The following is a 17,977-nucleotide window of genomic DNA, read 5'->3' on the forward strand; positions in this document are numbered from 1 at the left end:
GGCTGACACCCGCTCCCCACGCGGCGATCGGCGCGCGCCGAGCGATGCGTCGACCGCCGCCTGCCTCGACGAGCTCGACCGCAACGTCCCCGGCTGACACCCGCTGCGGACCGGAACACGATGAGCGCCGGAAATTATTGCGGCTGAAGGGGTTTGCGCAAGGCGGCGAGGAACATGGCGTCGGTGCCGTGGCGGTGGGGCCACAGTTGGGCGCCGGGGCCGTCGCCCAGTTCCGGGACGCCCGGGAGCAGGTCGCGGGTGTCGAGTTGTTCCGCGCCGGTGCGGCGGACCAGGTCGGCGACCACGGAGACCGTCTCCGGGAGGTGCGGGGAACAGGTGGAGTAGACCACGACGCCGCCGGGGCGGACGAGATCCCATGCGGCGGTAAGGAGTTCACGCTGCAGGGTGACCAGGTCGCGGACGTCGGAGGGCTGACGGCGCCAGCGGGCCTCCGGGCGGCGGCGCAGCGCGCCCAGGCCGGTGCAGGGGGCGTCGACCAGGATGCGGTCGAAGCCCGGGGTCAGGCCGCTGTCGCGGCCGTCTGCGACATGAACGTCGACGGGCATGCCGCGGGTGGCCTGGCGGACCAGGTCGGCGCGGTGCTCGGCGGGTTCCACGGCATCGACGCGGAAACCGTCGATATCGGCGATCGCGGCCAGCAGAGCGGTCTTTCCGCCCGGGCCGGCGCACAGGTCCAGCCAGCGTCCGGTGTCGGCGCCTTCGAGCGGCGCGCGGGTGACGGCCAGGGCGACCAGCTGGCTGCCCTCGTCCTGGACGGCGGCCATGCCCTCGCGGACCGGTTCCAGCTTCGCCGGGTCCCCGCCCTCGAGGTACACCGCGTACGGCGACCAGCGGCCTTCCTCGCCACCGGTGACCAGAGCCAGTTCCTCGGCGGTGATGTCGCCGGGCCGGGCCACCAGGTGCACGGCGGGCCGGGCGTCGTCGGCCTCGAGCACCTCGCGCAGCTCGCCCGCCCGCGCGCCCAGCGCATCCGCGAACGCCTGCGCGATCCACACGGGATGCGCGAACTCGAAGGCCAAGTGCCCCAGCGGATCCCGCGGCGCGAGTCGTTCCACCCACTCCTCGGCCGTATGCTCGGCCACCCGCCGCAGCACGGCGTTCACGAATCCGGCCCGCCCCTGCCCGTACTCGGCCCGCACCAGCGCCACCGACGTATCGACCGCGGCGTGCGCCCCGATCCGGGTCCGCAGCAGCTGATACGTGCCCAGCCGCAACGCATCCAGCAGCGGCCCGTCGATCTCGTCGACGCCGCGCCCCGCGCATTCCGCGATGACCGCGTCCAGCAAACCCTGGGACCGCGCGGCCCCATAGGTCAACTCGGTGGCCAGCGCCGCGTCCCGCCCGCTGATCTTCCGCTCCCGCAACAGCCCCGGCAGCACCAGGTTCGCGTAGGCATCCCGCTCCCGCACGGCCCGCAGCACATCCCGCGCCACCACCCGCACCGGATCGGCACCCGCCGCCCGCTCTGCCCGCCGGGCCGCCGCATTGCTCATCTCGCCACCGCGCGCCTCCGACGAGCCCCGTTTCGAGCCCCGATCCCCTTGCCGCGCAGCCTTTTCAGGATCGAACGAGCCACCCCGCCCGCCGCCACGACCATCCCCCACCGACCGTTTCGACCCCGAACCACGCTCGCCCGCAGGGAATCCCCCACGCCGGTCGTCATCCCGGCGATCGCCGGCGCGGCCGCCTCCGGAGCGGTCCCAGCTGCCGCCGGCGGATCGGTCGCGGCCGGGGGACGTGTCCCGATCCTGCCGCCCGTCGCCGAAGGAGCGCCCGCGGCCCGCGCCGGGCCCGTAGCCGTCGCGACCGCGAAGGCCACCCTCCGATCGGTTCGAACCCGAATTCTGTTCCCTCGCGGGCCGTTCACCCCGACCGAAGCCCGCGCGCTGTTGCTCGCCGCCCGCCCCACGGGATCCGGAGGATCGGGTCGGGCCAGACTCGCCGGAGGCGGAGCGGCGGAAGCCGCGGCGCTGATCGCTCTCGCCGGACTGTCCACCACGCGAGCTCGCGCCGCGGGCGTCGTCGGTTCGGGAGCCGCGGCGCTGATCGTCCTGGGATCGGTCGCTTCCGCGCGATGCGCCGGAGTCGGCGGCCGAACCCGAGGCGGAGCGGCGGAAGCCGCGGCGTGGGGTGTCGCCGGACTGCGCGCGATCGCCCTTGTGCGAGTCGCGGTCGCGGCCTTCGCCTTCCGGGCGGGTCACTCGATCACCGTGCCCGGCTCGAGGCGGGCGCCACGGGCCCAGTCCAGGGCGGGCATCATCCGTTTGCCCGGGGGTTGGACCTGGGTGAGGCGGACCGCGGTGGTGGCGGTGCCGAGGTAGGCGCCGGTCTTGCGGATGTCGATGGTGCCGGCGGGGAGGGTCTCCTCGACCAGTTCGACAGGACCGAGTTTGATGCGCTTGCCGTCGATTTCGGTCCAGGCGCCGGGGGCGGGGGTGACCGCGCGGATGCGCCGGTCGATGGCGAGGGCGGGCTGGTTCCAGCGAATGCGGCCGGCCTCGGGTTCCACCTTGGGGGCGTAGGAGATGCCGTCCAGGGGCTGCGGAATCGCTTGCAGGGTACCGTCTTCCACGCCGTCGAGGGTGGATTCCAGCAGGACCGCCCCGCTCTCGGCGAGCCGCTCCAGCAGGGTGCCCGAGGTGTCGCCGACGGCGATGCGCTCGGTCATGGTGCCGTAGACCGGGCCGGTGTCGAGGCCCTTCTCGATGCGGAAGGTCGAGGCGCCGGTGAACTCGTCACCGGCGAGAATGGCGGCCTGCACGGGCGCGGCCCCGCGCCAGGCGGGCAGCAGTGAGAAGTGCAGGTTGATCCAGCCGTACCGGGGAATGTCGAGCACCGGCTCGGGCAGCAGCGCGCCGTAGGCCACCACCGGGCAGCAATCGGGCGCCAAAGCCGTGAGCTGCTCGATGAATTCGGGCTCCGAAGGCCGCTTGGGCGTGAACACGGGAATCCCGTGCTCATCGGCCAGCAGGCCGATGGGCGAGCGGGTGATCTTGCGGCCGCGTCCGGCCACCGCGTCCGGCCGGGTCACCACCCCGACCACCTCGTGCCTGGAGGATTCGATGAGCCGCCGCAGCGACGGCACCGCCGGTTCGGGGGTTCCCGCGAATACCAGACGCATATCAGCGGCTCCGTTCCCGGTCACCGGCCGCCGCGCGGCGTCCGCCGCCGATCTCGGACGCCGGCAACACCGTGACTCCCTGTGTGAACCAACCCGATTCCCGGATGGTGCGCATGGCCTCCTTGCGCGAGGCCGACTCCAGCCGCTGCAGGAACAGCACCCCGTCGAGGTGATCGGTCTCGTGCTGCACACAGCGCGCGAGCAGTCCCTCCGCGCGGAATTCGACGGGCTTGCCGTCCATGTCGACCCCGCGCGCGAGCACGGTCAGCGGGCGCGTCACGTCGAAGCGCACGCCGGGAATCGACAGGCAGCCCTCCGGCCCGGTCTGGGTCTCGTCACCGACCACCTCGAAAACGGGGTTGATCAGATGTCCCTGCGCGTCGCCGGTGTCGTACACGAATACCCGCAGCCCGACCCCGATCTGCGGGGCCGCCATGCCGACGCCTCCGCTCTCGTACATGGTGTCGATGAGGTCGGTGACCAGCTGGCGCACCTCCCGGTCGAACGTCTCGACCTCCGCCGCGCGGGCGCGCAGGATCGGATCGCCGAACAGGCGGACAGGCTGGATGGTCACGGGCAGCTCCCGATAGCGAACGAATACGGTCGTCTCATTTTACGGACGCCCGTGACCACCCTGATCAGGAATGCGCCGCCAACACGACATCGCTGATGCCGGTGCCCAGCGCGACCGGCACGCAGTCCGGTATCACGGGGTGCGCGGGATCGAGCAGATTGACCACCAGCCGCTGCACGAACGGGTCGTACACCAGGTGGAAATGCCCGGTCAGGTCCTCCGCGCACTGCTCCTGCAGCACGATGTTGGTGGCGCCCGCGCCATGCAGCGCGATATTGGTGTTGGGCTGGATCATTTCATCGACGCGGCTGCCGATCGTCGTGTATTTCACACCGGACACCGTGTCGCCGCCCGCGTTCAGGTCCTTGATGAACGGCGATCCGGCCGCCTGTTGAATGGCGGCGGTGGAGGACCCCATCTCCACGAGCTTGTAGATGCCCGGCACCGCGTCGGCGATCGGTACCAGCCCGTACATGATCCCGCCGTAGCTGGGCGAGGCCAGGCCGATCCACTGGCCGACCTTCGGCGCGCCGCCGAGCTTGTTGATCCAGTAGCGGGTCACGCTGGCGCCCTGCGAGAAGCCGACCAGATCGACCTGGGTGGCCCCGGTCGCGGCGAGCACCTGATCGACGAAGGTGCCGATCTGCGCGGAGCTGGCCCACACGTCCTCGGTGCCGTAGGTGTCCTTGCCGGGTTTGCCGCCGTAGTTGAGGGCGAACACGCAGATCCCGGCCTGGGCCAGCAGTGGGCTGATGCCCGACCAGTCGGAGTAGGCCGAGGAGTCGGTGCCGTGTGCGAGCACCACCGGGCGCGGATGCTCCGCGGTCGGTTTGCAGCCGAAGTCGTTGGCGCCCTGGGGCGCCGCGTCCGGATGCTCCTTCAGATAGCGGGCCGCCGCCAGATGTTCGGTCTGCGGCGGCCCCTGTTGCGCCGGTACCTGCAGTACCGGATTCACGGACGGCTCGGCCTGTGCGTACGTCCCCGTCGGTGTGGCGGCCGTACCGATCACGGCGGCCGCCAGCGCCATCACCCCCACCGGTGCCACGCGGCGCAGTGCGCGAGTCCGGCTCCTCTGTTGTCCCATGTCACAAGATCGCATGGGGCGCTTTTGTCCCATGTCACAATCTTCGTCGGAATCAGTCCGAATGTTCCAGCGAGAAGCAGAGTTTCGAGGACATTACTTTTCGGGTGTGTCGTCCTCGGCGAGGATCCGGTAGAGCGAGCGGCGCGCCTCGGTGAGCACCTCTGCCGCCTTGGCCGCCTGCTCCTGCGTGCCGACGGCGGCCACCTGGGCGACCGCGCCCATCAGCTGGCCGACCAGTCCGCGCAGGTCCAGGGCCTGATCGCCGACGCCGTCCTTGACCTCCTGCCAGGGATCGCCCAGATCGGCGCGGTTGGCCTCGACGTACTCGACCCCGGATTCGGTGAGCTTGGCCGTCTTTCGACCCGACACCTTCTCGATGAGCACCAGACCCTCGTCCTCGAGCTGCGCGAGCGCGGGGTAGATGGAGCCCGGGCTGGGACGCCAGACATCCTCGCTGCGTTCGCGAATCTGCTGGATCAGCTCGTAGCCGTGCATGGGCCGCTCCTGCAGCAGCAGGAGGATGGCCGCGCGGACATCGCCGCGGCGGCCGCGCCCGCCCCGGCCACGACCGCGACCGAAGTGCGGACCGGGTCCGAACCCGGGACCGAAGTCCGGGCCGAAGCCGCGGCCGTGGCCGTGGCGGTGCGGACCGAAGTCGCCGCCGCGCGGGCCACGCGGGCCGCCGCGACGCATCCGCGGATGTTCGGGGCCCTGCTGCTCTTCGGCGCGCAGTCGCCGCCAGGGGCCGCGGCCCCGTTCGATGTTGTCCATGTGTTCCATGGTCGTGCCTCCTTCAAGGCTCGTCGTTGTGTTTGTTACTATCGACGATATATCGACAATCTATTTACAACAAGGGTGAGGCGGAACACAAACCGATTGGTTTGGACTTTAGGCGGTCAGCAGCCCGTGGGCACGGACGGCGTCCCACAGCCCCGACGGGCGCTCGACCGTCGGCAGCGGTTCGACCAGGGCGAATGCGCAGCCGAGGGCGGTCGCGCCGCCGTCGGCCTCGGCGCTGTCGCCGACCATGAGCGCGTTCCCAGGAGTCACCCCGAGGTTGTCGAGCGCCGCTTCGAAGATGCGGATATCGGGCTTCATCGCGCCGACTTCGAAGGACAGCGCGTAATCGCCGATATATCGATCCCAGCCACGGCCGGTGAAGGCCGGGCGGATGTCGAAGGCGATATTGCTGACCATGCCGACGTGCACGCCGCTCTCGTACAGGGCCTGCAGCAGCTCGCCGGCGTCCGGATACGGCGTCCACCCGTGCGGATCGAGCAGCAGGTCGTAGACCTGCAGGGCCTGATCGCGCGGGACGCCGGTCTGTTCGAGGACCTCCAGATAGGCCCGGCGGTGCAGGGCGGGGTCGAGATCCCGGTTCTCCCAGGCATATTGGCCCTCGGCGTCGAATCGCACGGCCTGACCGACCGGCGCGGTGAGCCGGCGCGTGATCTCGGCGATCTCGTGGGTGTCGAGCGGACGACCGTCGGCGGCGGTGAGCTGTGCGTCGTGGAATGCGGCCTCCTCGAATCGAAAAACCGTGCCGGAGAAGTCGAACAGCACCGCGTCGATCGCCATGTCGCCACCCTACACAGACCTCCCGGCCACTGACCGGCCCGCGGAACCTCACTCCTCAACTTGTCTGAGGACTTTGCTACGGTGGGATCATGACGGACCCGGTGCTGAACGTGAACGACGTGACGGTGGTGCGCAGCGGAAACCCCATCCTGCAAGGGGTTTCACTCACCGTGCGCGCCGGTGAGCACTGGGCTCTACTGGGCCCCAACGGCGCGGGCAAGACGACGCTGCTGCGGATGCTCGGCGCCTTCGAGCATCCGACCCGGGGCAGCGTGGAGGTGCTCGGCGAGCGGCTGGGCCGGGTGGACATGCGCGCCTTGCGCGCGGGCATCGGCCACGTCGATCCGCGCCACACCCCCAACGGGTCGCTGACCGTGCACGACGTGGTGATCACGGGCGCCACCAATACCGCCGGCCTCATTCCCCGCCGGCATCCCTCCCCCGCCGAGGTGGCCGAGGCCGACCGGCTGATCGACCTGCTCGGACTGTCCCATCGCCGCGACGCGGACTGGCAGATCCTGTCCCAGGGCCAGCGCGGCCGCACCCTCATCGCCCGCGCCCTCATGCCCAACCCGCGCCTGCTCCTGCTCGACGAACCGGCCACCGGCCTGGATCTGGCCGGGCGCGAACAACTTCTGGAGCGCCTCGACATCCTGCAGCGTGCCCACCCCGGCCTCGCCTCGGTCCTGGTGACCCATCACCTGGAAGAACTCCCGCCCGGCACCACCCACGCCATGCTGCTACGCGACGGCCGCACGGTCGCCGCGGGCCCGGTCGGCGAGGTGATCACCACTGCCCACATCAGCGCCTGCTTCGACCACCCGGTCCGCATCGTTCGCGACGAGGGCCGCTGGTCGGTGAGACCCGCTCAGCCGCAACTGAACTGAACCCGCCCAGCGGACGCGATGCGCCCCGTTGCACCGCACCGACTTCCCCAGGCCCTGGGGGATCGTGCATCGACGATGCTCGACCGATCATCGGAGCGCAGACCGGTCCGAAAGCTCAGGTCGCGGGGACGAGGGAGTCGATCCAGCGTTCCAGGCGCGCACCCTCGGCCGCCATCATGGCCGGGTCGCGGAAGGTATTGGTGAGCAGAGAGATTCCCTGGTAGGCGGCCAGCAGGGCGACGGCCAGTTCGCGGGAGTCGGTGCGGCCCATGCCGGCGAACTGGGCGTCGATCCAGTCCAGGAGGCCGCGCATGACGTCGGCGAGTTCGCGGTCGAGGCCGTCGGCGCGTTTGTCGAGTTCGGCGGCGAGAGAGCCCGAGGGGCAACCGAATTGGGCGGCGAGCTCGCGCTGGTCGACCCAGCCGCGCACCAGGGCCTTCAAACGTTCAGCGGGAGAGTCGAATTGCTCGAGCGCCGCGATGATGTCCTGGGCGGTCCGCGCGTGGGCGCTGATCGCGGCATGGACCAGCTGATCCTTGGTCTTGAAGTAGTAGTACACATTGCCGACCGGAACGTCGGCGGCGCGCGCGATATCGGCGATGGTGGTCTTCTCCACGCCCTGCTCGTGGAAGACCTTGGCTGCCGCGTCCGCGAGCCGTTGCCGCTTCCCCGACTTGACGGTCGCCGCGCGCGGCTGTGAGTCAGTCATACGACTAACTATAGACAGCGGCCGGTCACGTGCTTTATGGTTCGAGTTAGTCAGCCAACTAACTCAGGAGTGGGACAGATGATCGTGGTTACCGGAGCGACCGGAAACGTCGGCAGCGCGCTCGTGCGGGAGCTCGCGGAGGCGGGCGAGCAGGTGGTCGCGGTGTCGCGGGGCGAGAAGCCGGTGGATCTGCCGGAGGGCACCGAGCACCGCCGTGCCGATATCGGGGAGCTGGACAGCCTGGCCGAGGCGGTGGCGGGTGCGCGGGCATTGTTCCTGCTCATCACCGGCCCGCAGCTGGTCGAGGGACCGGCGGCCGCCGAGGTCCTGGAAACCGTTGCGGCGGCGGGCGTCCGGCGAGTGGTGTTCCTGTCCTCGCAGGGCGCCGTGACGCGGCCGGGCAGTGACGGCTACGCGCGCACGCTCGAGTTCGAGAAGGCGCTGGCCGCTTCGGATCTGGAATGGACGGTGCTGCGGCCGGGCGGATTCTTCAGCAATACCTTCGCCTGGATCGAACCGGTGCGGGCCGGGCGGCTGATTCCGGCGCCGTTCGGGGATGTCGGTCTGCCGCAGGTGGATCCGGCCGATATCGCGGCCGTGGCCGCGGCAGCACTGCGGGAGGACGGCCACGACCGGCAGGCCTACACGGTGACCGGACCGGAGCTCGTCACCCCGCGGCAGCAGGCGCAGGCGCTGGCGGCGGCGCTGGGCGAGCCGCTACGGTTCACGGAGCTGACCCGCGAGCAGGCCAAGGTGAACATGCTGCGGTTCATGCCGGAAGCCGTCGCGGACCACACGCTCACCATCCTCGGCGAGCCGACCCCCGAGGAGCAGCTGGTCAGTGACGATGTCGAGCGAGTGCTGGGCCGGCGGGCGACCGGATACGCCGAATGGGCGGCCCGGGTGGCTCCCGCCTTCCGATGAAACCGGGCGTCGACTCCTGGCAGGCCGAACAGTTCGACGCCGACACGGTTCCGGCCCGCGCGGGCGACACGATCGAGAGGCCGCACCGGTGCGCCGCTTAATCTTGTCCGCATGACAGACCGTCCGGACCTGGCAGCGATGATCGTCCCCCTGGGCCGTGCCCTCATGGCGGCGGAGCAACCGGTGCTCGCCGCACACGGGCTCACCATGTGGGCGTATGTCGTGCTGCTGCATCTGGACGAGGGGCCGGCGCGAGGTCAGGGCGTGCTGGCCCAGGAGATCGGGGCCGACAAGACCCGCATCATCGCGGTGCTCGACGACCTGCAGGAGCGCGGACTCATCGAACGCCACCCCGATCCGGCCGACCGCCGGGCCCGGCTGCTCGCGCTGACCCCGGAGGGGCGCAGCCTGCGCGACGCGGCACAGGCCGGGATCCAGGCGCAGGAGGATCGTCTCCTCGCCAAGCTGCCCGCCGCCGACCGCCACGGCTTCGTCAACGCCCTCATCGCACTCGCCGCCCTCCCCCGAGACGAAATCATCGGCGCCTGAACGAGATCAGAGAGCGGTCGGCGCGGTGATCCGGGCAGGATTCCGCGCCGATACAGCTCCGAGCTAGCCGATGTCGATGGGGTCGATCTGGACGCGCAGGGGCGCGTCCGAGCGGTGGGTGCTGCGGACGGCCTGGGCGGCGGTAAGCGCGCGAGAGAGGGCGGCGCCGACGGCGCGGTCGGCCCGCAGGATCATGCGTTCCACCTCGGCGGGAGAGTCGCCGGAGGAGAACGGCTTTCGCGCGCCCGGCGGCAGCGGCACCGGACCCAAGATCTCGACACCGCCGGGAAGCTCTGCCTCGCCGAGCAATTCGGCGATGGAGTCCGAGGTGCCGTCGATGGCGGCGAAGCGGACCGCGGGCGGGAACCGCACCTCGGTGCGCTGCTCGAGTTCGAAACCGGCGTGCCACACCGGATCCCAGCGCACCAGCGCCTGCACCGTCGGGATCGCTGCATCCGCCATGACGATGACCCTGCCGCCCGGGCGTACCAGGGCCGCGGCGGACATCCAGCGGCGCAGGGCATCCTCGGCCGCACGCAGGTCGGCGCGGCCGAGCAGCGCCCAGCCGTCGAGCAGCATGGCGACCGCGTAGCCGCCGGGCACCCGTGGTTCCGCGCCGATGGTCGACACCACGACCTGCGGCCCCTCCGGGACGGTGTCCAGAATCGACGAACCACCCGAACCCCGTACCGGCACACCGGGAAACGCACGTCCCAACTCCTCGGCCGTGCGTGACGCCCCGATGACGACGGCCCGCAGCGCCCGCGACCCACACGCTCCACATCGGAACGCCGCCTCGGTGATTCCGCACCATCGGCAGGCCGGACTCTGCGCCTCCGCGACACCTTCCCGCCCACTGCGCAAAGCGCCACGTGACGCGGGCCCGCCGTCGGGCAGTGCCAGCGGGCCATTGCAGTGACGGCAGCGCGCCGGGGTCCGGCACTTGGCACACGACAGCGCCGGAATGTATCCGCGCCGGGGTACCTGGACCAGCACCGGCCCGCCGGCTTTGATCGCCTTGCGCGCCTCCGTGAACGCCACGGCCGGAATCCGAATGGCCTGCGCGATCGGATCCCGCTCCAGCGCCGCGTCCGTATCGCCAGGTGCGGTGATGCGCGGCATGGCCTGCCGCACCACGGCACGATCCGCGAGCAGATCGTGCGCCCACCCGGATTCGACGATCGCCTGCACCTCGGCCGTCCGCGAGAACCCGCCCGCCACGAACGCCGCCCCGGTCTCGTGCGCGCGCAGCATGGCCACTTCCCGCGCATGCGGATACGGCGACCTCGGTTCGGCGAACGTATCGTCCCCGTCGTCCCAGATCGCGATCAGCCCAAGATCTTTCACGGGCGAGAACACCGCACTCCGCGTCCCCACCACCACCCGGGCCTTCCCTCGCAGCACCGACAACCACCGCCGATACCGCGCCGAAGGCCCCAACCCCGCCGCCAATCCGACCGCCGACTCCCCGACCAGCCCAACGCATTCCGCCAGCACTCGATCCAGATCCCGCTGATCTGGCACCATGATCACCGCACTGCGCCCACCCCGCACGGTCACCGCCGCCAACTCCGCCAACCGCGCCGCCCAGTCCTCCCCCGGCAACGCCTGCCACCCCGCCCGCGGCCCCCGCCCGGCCGCCAAGGCGGTCAGGAACGAATATCCATGGACATACCGTCCCCAGCCCGGATAGTCAGCCCCCACCGGCAGTGCGGCCACGAACTGCTCAGCCCCGCTCCCGGATTCGACCGCCGATCCAGCCGCAGGCAGCGGCGGATCTACCGGGCCGTCAACCGAATCGATCAGCGCCACACCAGCTTCCGCCGCCGCATCGGCGGCACTGCCGGGTGCCGACGGTGCGACCGTCATCCCTTGAACCCCGATATCGCCGGCCTCGGCCGGGACGTCGCCCGCGCCGTCGTTCTCGACCTCGTTCCCGGCCTCCGTGATTGCGGTCGTCGCCACGTCGGCCTGCTCGGGTCCACCCCGATCAGGTTGCGCCGCAGCGTCTTCACGAGTTCTCGGAGTGGCAGCAGTATCCGCATCGTCAGCCACCGCGAGATCGCCGGATGCGGCGGCGGGGCTCTTCTTCGCGGTGCGCTGGGATTCTTCGGCCTTCTCCGTGCCTTCGGATTCGACCTTGGCGTGGCGGGGTGGGATGGCGAGGCGGAGGACGTCGGCTCGGGTGCCGGCGTAGCGGGCAGCCACCGCGGTGACGAGGTTCAGGATTTCCGGGGTGAGGACCTGTTCGCCGGATACGACGCGTTCGAGCCGGACGAGTTTGCCGGTGTGGTCGGAGGTTTCGAGGCGTTCGAGGAGGTAGCCGTCGACGAGGCGGCCCGAGAAGCGGACGCGGACGCGGACGCCGGGCTGGGCTAGTTCGTCCATCTCCGGCGGGACCAGGTAGTCGAAATCCCGGTCCAGGTGGGCAGGTTCGAGAAGGGGCAGGACCCGCGCGATGGGACGCAACACGCCAACGCGCTCCACCTCCCTGCGCTTGGCGGGAGCGCCGGGCTCGGAGAGGCTCTCCGTGCCCGGCGCTCCCGTCGAGAGTGGTGGGGTGCCGGTCAATTACAGCCCGGCGGCCGCGCGCAGCTTCTCCGCGCGGTCGGTGCGCTCCCACGGCAGATCGACGTCGGTACGGCCGAAGTGGCCGTAGGCGGCGGTCGGCGCGTAGATCGGGCGCAGCAGGTCCAGGTCGCGGATGATCGCGCCGGGACGCAGGTCGAAGACCTGACCGATGGCGTCGGAGATCTTGATCGGGTCGATCAGCTCGGTGCCGAAGGTCTCGACGAACAGGCCGACGGGCGCGGCCTTGCCGATGGCGTAGGCGACCTGGACCTCGACCCGCTCGGCCAGGCCGGCGGCGACGACATTCTTGGCGACCCACCGCATGGCGTAGGCGGCCGAGCGGTCGACCTTCGACGGGTCCTTGCCGGAGAAGGCGCCGCCACCGTGGCGGGCCATGCCGCCGTAGGTGTCGACGATGATCTTGCGGCCGGTCAGCCCCGCGTCACCCATCGGACCACCGAGCACGAACTTGCCGGTCGGGTTGACCAGCAGCCGCACATTCGAGGTGTCGAGCGGGTTGGGCAACTGCAGCTCGGCCAGCACCGAGTCGACGACCTTCTCGCGGATGTCCGGGGTGAGCAGATTGTCCAGGTCGATGTCGGCCGCGTGCTGGGTCGAGATCACCACGGTGTCGAGGCGCTTGGGGATGGCGCCGTCGTACTCGATGGTGACCTGGGTCTTGCCGTCGGGACGCAGGTACGGCAGCACGCCGGACTTGCGGACCTCGGTCAGACGCCGGGACAGCTTGTGCGCCAGCGAGATCGGCAGCGGCATGAGCTCGGGGGTCTCGATGGTGGCATAGCCGAACATCAGGCCCTGGTCACCCGCGCCCTGACGGGCGATCTCGTCGTCCTCGCCGCCGACGCGGGCCTCGTGCGAGGTGTCCACGCCCATGGCGATATCGGGCGACTGGGCGCCGATGGCGACGTTCACGCCGCAGGAGGCGCCGTCGAAACCCTTTGCGGAGGAGTCGTATCCGATCTCCAGGACCTTCTCGCGAACGATGGTCGGGATGTCGGCGTAGGCCGAGGTGGTGACCTCACCGGCCACGTGCACCTGACCGGTGGTCACCAGAGTCTCCACCGCGACCCGGCTGCGCGGATCGGCCGCGAGCAACGCGTCGAGGATGGAATCGCTGATGGCATCACAGATCTTGTCGGGGTGACCCTCGGTCACCGACTCACTGGTGAATAGGCGGCTGCCAGACGTGCGCACAGTTGTTCCCTCTCCCTCAACGGGTTTCTCGTATCGGGTGGCGACAGTAGCGTCTCCGCTGCATCGCACAACCCTTTGTCTCAGGTTATTCCAATATGTTCGTCACAGGGGCAGGCTGCCTCCATGACGAGCACATTGTGACTCAGACAGTCGCGAGGCCGCGTCCGCGGACTGCGGACGCGGTCGTCGACCGCCTGAACCCTGCGGTGCCGAGGCTTCAGCGGAGCAAGGGACCGAGTGCATCCAGCACTCGGCTAGCCAGTAGTGCCTTGGACCCGTGGTCCAGGGCGATCTCGGTGCCGTCAGCACCGAGCAACCAGCCGTCGTTGGTGTCGACCTCGAAGGCCTTCCCCTCCCCGACGGCATTCACGACCAGCAGGTCGCAGCCCTTACGGGCCAGTTTGGCCCGGGCGTGGGTGAGCACATCGGCGTGCTCGTCCCCGGTCTCGGCGGCGAAGCCGACGATCGCGGTGCCCGGTAGGTGCCCGTCGCGACGGGATTGCACCAACCCGGCCAGGATATCCGGTGTCTTGGCGAGTGCGATCGAATCCGGTTCTCCCGCACCCTTTTTGATCTTAGCCGTCGCCACGTCCACGGGGCGGAAGTCCGCCACCGCCGCGGCCATGATGACCGCGTCCGCGCCGAGCGAATGCTTGTCGACCGCCACCTTCAGCTGTTCGGCGGTGGTCACGTGCACGACCTCGACCGCGGCCGGGGCGTCCAGGCCGATGGTATTCCCCGCGATCAGCGTGACCTGCGCGCCACGCTGGGCGGCCAGGCGGGCGATCGCGTAGCCCTGTTTTCCGGAACTCCGATTGCCAAGGAAGCGAACGGGATCCAGCGGTTCCCGGGTGCCGCCGGCGGACACCACGACGCGGCGGCCCTCGAGGTCGCGCGGCAGGGCGTCGGCCCGTTCCAGCAGCAGCCGGGCCAGGCCGAAGATCTCCTCCGGTTCGGGCAGCCGGCCCGGACCGGTGTCGGTGCCGGTGAGCCGGCCCGAGGCGGGTTCCATGACCACGGCGCCGTGCGCGCGCAGCGTCGCCACGTTCGCCCGGGTGGCCGGGTGCTCCCACATCTCGGTGTGCATGGCCGGGGCGAAGAGGACGGGACAGCGCGCGGTCAGCAGCGTCGCGGTCAGCAGGTCGTCGGCGCGGCCCTGCGCGGCGCGGGCCATGAGGTCCGCGGTGGCGGGGGCGATGACGACCAGATCGGCCTCCTGGCCGAGGCGCACATGCGGCACCTGCGGCACATCGGCGAAGACGCCGGTGTGCACGGGGTGGCCGGACAGCGCCTCGAAGGTGGCCTTGCCGACGAACTCCAGTGCCGACTCGGTAGGAATGACACGAACCTCGTGCCCGGTCTCAGTGAACCGGCGCACGAGGTTGCAGCTCTTGTAGGCGGCGATACCGCCGCCGACTCCGACGACGATCCGGGTCACCGCTGGACTACTCCCCTTCGGAGTGCTCGAGCAGGTCGGCGTGGATCTCGCGCATCGCCACCGACAGCGGCTTCTCCTGCAGACCCGGCTCGACCAGCGGACCGACGTATTCGAGAATGCCGTCGCCGAGCTGGTTGTAGTAATCGTTGATCTGCCGGGCGCGCTTGGCCGCGTAGATGACGAGCGCGTACTTGGACGAAGTCCGCTCCAGCAGTTCGTCGATCGGCGGGTTGGTGAGGCCGACCGGAGTGTCGTAGGCGGGAACGGTCTTGATGTCCGTACTCACTAGGAAGGCTCCTGCGGGGTTGTTCGGAAGGGTGGCTGCCCGGCTCACTGCCCTGCTTGATCGATCAAAACAGAGAAGAGCCGGGCGGTTCCGGGGCTAAGACCCCGAATTTGTGCTAACGAACAACGATACCAACTGCTCGCAGGCGCTGGTCACGTGGTCGTTCACGATGACGATGTCGAACTCGTCACATGCAGCCAATTCGGTCCGAGCGGTCTGTAGGCGACGCTCGATGACCTCGGGCGATTCCGTCCCGCGTGACGTCAGGCGGGACACCAGCTCGTCCCAGCTGGGTGGGGCCAGGAAGACCAGCAGGGCTTCCGGCATGGTCTTGCGGATCGAGCGCGCGCCCTCGAGGTCCACCTCGATCAGGACGTGATGTCCGGACGTGAGCGCTTCCCGCACGGGTGCGGCCGGGGTGCCCGACCGCTGCAGTCCACCATGGATGTCGGCCCATTCGAGCAGTTCGTCCGCCTCGATCATGGCGTCGAACTTCTCACGGGTGACGAATCGGTAGTCCTGGCCGTCGACCTCCCCGGGCCGCGGAGCCCGGGTGGTGGCCGACACACTGAATACCAATTCGGGCAGTCGTTCGCGCACGCAGCGCACGACGGTGGACTTACCGACGGCCGAGGGGCCGACCAGAACTACCAGTCGACCCTTCCGAGTGTGTTCGACCACCCTCGGATTATTCGGCGCTGAAGTCGAACCGGGCCAGCAGCGCCTTGCGCTGCCGGTCACCCAGTCCGCGCAGGCGGCGGGTGGGAGCGATCTCGAGCTCGCTCATGATCTCGGCCGCCTTGACCTTGCCAACCTTCGGCAGGGCCTCGAGCAGCGCCGAAACCTTCATCTTGCCGAGGACTTCGTCCTTCTCGGCGTCCGCAAGGACCGTCTTCAGATCGGTGCCACCACGCTTCAAGCGCTCCTTGAGCTCCGCCCGAGCGCGGCGAGCGGCAGCCGCCTTCTCCAAAGCAGCGGCGCGCTGCTCGTCAGTCAGCTGGGGAAGGGCCACGGTTCCTCCGTCTCATCGTTCATTGCTTGATCTACCTCCGGTAACCCGGTGGTCTCAGCGACCGTACCCACGACGCTTGCCGATTGCGAACCCACCCCCCAGGTCAGCGCGTGATTCGGGCCGCGACCGGGCCGGATGGGCGGCCTCGCGGGCCACCTCCGACCGACTGCCAGGATGCTACCGCCGCGGCCACGAATATCCTTGCAGCCAGGGCTTTTTCGGTCACGGAACGGGGCCGCCCGGGGGTCGGACGGGCCCCGGATGAAACCGTGACCGAGCTGTAATCTCGCGACCTGGATTTTTCTTGGATTTCTCGGCGTGTCGTTCGAATCCGCACCGCGTGTCGCGGCTCACGCGGAGCGTTGAGAGCAGGGTTGAATCACGCAATTCAGACACCTTCCGGTGCAGGTCGGACCGGTGCGGGGCCGCCCCGGAGCCGCCGGAACGACCCGTTTCCCAGCCCTGACGCGGCCGCTGACGGGCTAAACCTCCCGGGCGCGACGATCAAACGCCCGCCGCGATGCGGCGGGCGTTGTGAGGCGATACGGACAAGCGTTCGATCGGGTCGCCGGACGGATTCGCCGACAGCGAACAAGATCGCGTCAGTCGTCGTACTGACAGAGTTCCACGAGCGTGCCCTCCGGGGCGCGGACATGCGCCACGCGCATGCCCCACGCGGGCTGTTCGGCGGGCTCGGCGGCGATGCGGGCGCCGCGTTCGCGCAGGATGTCCACCGCCCGGTCGACCTCGGCGACGCGCAAAACCACGACGACCGTGTCGATCTCGCCGCGCGGCCGGTGCTCGGCGCCGAGGGCGGCGTCCATGTAGGCGCGGGTGAACAGTGCGAGATCGCCGCCGGGGAGCGCGAAGCAGGCGTACGGGCCGGCGTCCGATTCGGGCACGTCACCAGGGGTTTCCTGCTTCAGGGGCAGGCCCAGGACATCGCGGTAGAAGCGATAGCTGGTCGCGAAATCGTCCACCAGGACGCGGGTTTGGCCGTAGGAGACGAGGCCGAGGCCGGCGTCGGACATGAGAAATCCCACCTTTCTACCGAGCGGTCGGGTTTCAAGCCTAGTGCGCGGCGACCGAGCGCGAATCCGGCACACGGGCGGAAATCAGTTGCTCCCCACCGCGATTCGAACCCCTGCGGAGGTCAGTCCGCCGGCCAGAAGTCCTTCAGGCCCGGGGCCGCCTCCGCTCCCTGGCGCACCCCCGCCTGGTAGGCGGGCTCCAGGGCGGCGGCGTTGAACAGGTCCGGACCATAGGCGGCGATCGCGTCGGCGTCGGGGACGATGAAAGTCGTTACGGCGCCGCCCAGATCCCGGTCGGACGGGCTGTGCGGGAACAGGTGCGCGAGCGGCTCGATGATCAGCACGCGTTCGGCTCCGGCCGCCAGGTCGGCATTGATGGGCGAGCGCATGCCGCCGTCGAAGTAGTACATGCCGTCGATCGGGATGGGCGGGAAGACACCGGGAACCGAGGTGCTCGAGGCCAGTGCCTCGGGCAGGGTGGCCTTGCCGTCGGGGGTCCACACCTGCAGGTCGCCGGTGGCGACGCTGATGGCGGTGATTCGCAGATCGCGCCGCGGCCAGGCGGCATGGCCGACGAAGGCGCCGATGCGGGCGATGTGCTCGGCCGGGTCGCCGAGGTTCATCTCCAGCGCGCGCTCGCCGGCGCGACGGCGGGCCTGGTCCGGCGTCAGTCCCGGGGTGGCCAGCAGACCCATGATCTCGCCGAAGCTGTTCGGGTCGAACCGGATCGGGGGCGGTCCGGAGGCGTCGGGAGTGGGCCGGCGCAGCAGCAGGGCCAGGTCGACCTCGGCGGCGAGGGCGGCGCCGACGACGGCTCCGGCCGAGGTGCCGACGATCCGTTCGGCGCGGGCCGGGTCGATGCCGGCTTCACGCAGGGCGATGACCACACCGGCCATCCAGCTCAGGCCGACGGCGCCACCGCCACCCAGCACGAGGGCATGGCCAATTTCATTGGGCGGCACCGCGGCAGACATACC

The 17,977-nt window shown here is 70.0% G+C and carries 18 protein-coding genes; 3 read left to right on the top strand and 15 right to left on the bottom strand.

Annotation, left to right across the window (positions count from 1 at the left end):
* Positions 1-134 precede the first annotated feature (134 nt).
* The 6 genes from ON33_RS12085 to ON33_RS12110 form a co-directional block, all read right to left on the bottom strand.
* Positions 135-1,514, bottom strand: a complete 1,380-nt coding sequence (locus ON33_RS12085; protein ID WP_083868910.1) for an RsmB/NOP family class I SAM-dependent RNA methyltransferase — start codon at positions 1,512-1,514, stop codon at positions 135-137.
* Between the two features lie 704 nt (positions 1,515-2,218).
* Complete coding sequence (gene fmt, locus ON33_RS12090) at positions 2,219-3,142, bottom strand: methionyl-tRNA formyltransferase (RefSeq protein WP_040858654.1); 924 nt, start codon at positions 3,140-3,142, stop codon at positions 2,219-2,221.
* Between the two features lies 1 nt (position 3,143).
* Positions 3,144-3,716, bottom strand: coding sequence for a peptide deformylase (gene def, locus ON33_RS12095; RefSeq protein ID WP_040858552.1), 573 nt, complete (start codon positions 3,714-3,716; stop codon positions 3,144-3,146).
* Positions 3,717-3,780: 64 nt separating this feature from the next.
* Positions 3,781-4,800, bottom strand: coding sequence for an esterase/lipase family protein (locus ON33_RS12100; RefSeq protein ID WP_083868900.1), 1,020 nt, complete (start codon positions 4,798-4,800; stop codon positions 3,781-3,783).
* 93 nt (positions 4,801-4,893) lie between these two features.
* Complete coding sequence (locus tag ON33_RS12105) at positions 4,894-5,571, bottom strand: PadR family transcriptional regulator (protein ID WP_040858658.1); 678 nt, start codon at positions 5,569-5,571, stop codon at positions 4,894-4,896.
* A gap of 117 nt (positions 5,572-5,688) precedes the next feature.
* Positions 5,689-6,378 (bottom strand): HAD family hydrolase, encoded by a 690-nt coding sequence (locus tag ON33_RS12110; protein WP_040858553.1) that lies wholly within the window; start codon positions 6,376-6,378, stop codon positions 5,689-5,691.
* An 89-nt stretch (positions 6,379-6,467) separates the two neighbouring features.
* On the opposite strand from ON33_RS12110, the gene ON33_RS12115 reads away from it, so the two are divergent.
* Entirely contained in the window at positions 6,468-7,265 is a 798-nt protein-coding gene (locus ON33_RS12115; protein WP_040858554.1) for an ABC transporter ATP-binding protein, read from the top strand.
* Between the two features lie 115 nt (positions 7,266-7,380).
* Here the strand turns inward: ON33_RS12115 and ON33_RS12120 are convergent, their stop codons facing one another.
* The gene (locus ON33_RS12120; protein WP_040858555.1) at positions 7,381-7,974 is read right to left on the bottom strand and encodes a TetR/AcrR family transcriptional regulator; all 594 of its coding nucleotides are present in this window, start codon (positions 7,972-7,974) and stop codon (positions 7,381-7,383) included.
* 78 nt (positions 7,975-8,052) lie between these two features.
* Here ON33_RS12120 and ON33_RS12125 point away from each other — a divergent pair, with 78 nt between their 5' ends.
* Both ON33_RS12125 and ON33_RS12130 read left to right on the top strand, forming a co-directional pair.
* The gene (locus ON33_RS12125; protein WP_040858556.1) at positions 8,053-8,898 is read left to right on the top strand and encodes an SDR family oxidoreductase; all 846 of its coding nucleotides are present in this window, start codon (positions 8,053-8,055) and stop codon (positions 8,896-8,898) included.
* Between the two features lie 111 nt (positions 8,899-9,009).
* A complete protein-coding gene (locus ON33_RS12130) occupies positions 9,010-9,447 on the top strand; it encodes a MarR family winged helix-turn-helix transcriptional regulator (RefSeq protein WP_040858557.1) in 438 nt (145 codons plus the stop codon).
* A gap of 63 nt (positions 9,448-9,510) precedes the next feature.
* On the opposite strand, the gene ON33_RS43270 is transcribed toward ON33_RS12130, so the two are convergent.
* The 8 genes from ON33_RS43270 to ON33_RS12170 form a co-directional block, all read right to left on the bottom strand.
* Positions 9,511-11,919: a primosomal protein N' gene (locus ON33_RS43270; RefSeq protein WP_245550494.1), complete on the bottom strand. Its 2,409-nt coding sequence runs from the start codon at positions 11,917-11,919 to the stop codon at positions 9,511-9,513.
* Between the two features lie 99 nt (positions 11,920-12,018).
* Entirely contained in the window at positions 12,019-13,233 is a 1,215-nt protein-coding gene (metK, locus tag ON33_RS12140) for a methionine adenosyltransferase (protein WP_040858558.1), read from the bottom strand.
* 217 nt (positions 13,234-13,450) lie between these two features.
* Positions 13,451-14,671, bottom strand: a complete 1,221-nt coding sequence (coaBC, locus tag ON33_RS12145; RefSeq protein ID WP_040858559.1) for a bifunctional phosphopantothenoylcysteine decarboxylase/phosphopantothenate--cysteine ligase CoaBC — start codon at positions 14,669-14,671, stop codon at positions 13,451-13,453.
* Between the two features lie 7 nt (positions 14,672-14,678).
* Positions 14,679-14,957, bottom strand: coding sequence for a DNA-directed RNA polymerase subunit omega (gene rpoZ / locus ON33_RS12150; protein WP_033086942.1), 279 nt, complete (start codon positions 14,955-14,957; stop codon positions 14,679-14,681).
* 96 nt (positions 14,958-15,053) lie between these two features.
* A complete protein-coding gene (gene gmk, locus ON33_RS12155; protein WP_040858560.1) occupies positions 15,054-15,638 on the bottom strand; it encodes a guanylate kinase in 585 nt (194 codons plus the stop codon).
* A gap of 7 nt (positions 15,639-15,645) precedes the next feature.
* On the bottom strand, positions 15,646-15,969 hold the full coding sequence (gene mihF / locus ON33_RS12160; protein ID WP_033086940.1) for an integration host factor, actinobacterial type: 324 nt from the start codon (positions 15,967-15,969) through the stop codon (positions 15,646-15,648).
* A gap of 602 nt (positions 15,970-16,571) precedes the next feature.
* Positions 16,572-17,000: a VOC family protein gene (locus tag ON33_RS12165; protein WP_051151948.1), complete on the bottom strand. Its 429-nt coding sequence runs from the start codon at positions 16,998-17,000 to the stop codon at positions 16,572-16,574.
* Between the two features lie 122 nt (positions 17,001-17,122).
* Positions 17,123-17,974, bottom strand: a complete 852-nt coding sequence (locus tag ON33_RS12170) for a patatin-like phospholipase family protein (protein ID WP_157184496.1) — start codon at positions 17,972-17,974, stop codon at positions 17,123-17,125.
* Between the last annotated feature and the right edge of the window lie 3 nt (positions 17,975-17,977).

Origin of the sequence: Nocardia niigatensis NBRC 100131, from assembly GCF_000308655.1 — a bacterium.
Taxonomy (GTDB): domain Bacteria; phylum Actinomycetota; class Actinomycetes; order Mycobacteriales; family Mycobacteriaceae; genus Nocardia; species Nocardia niigatensis.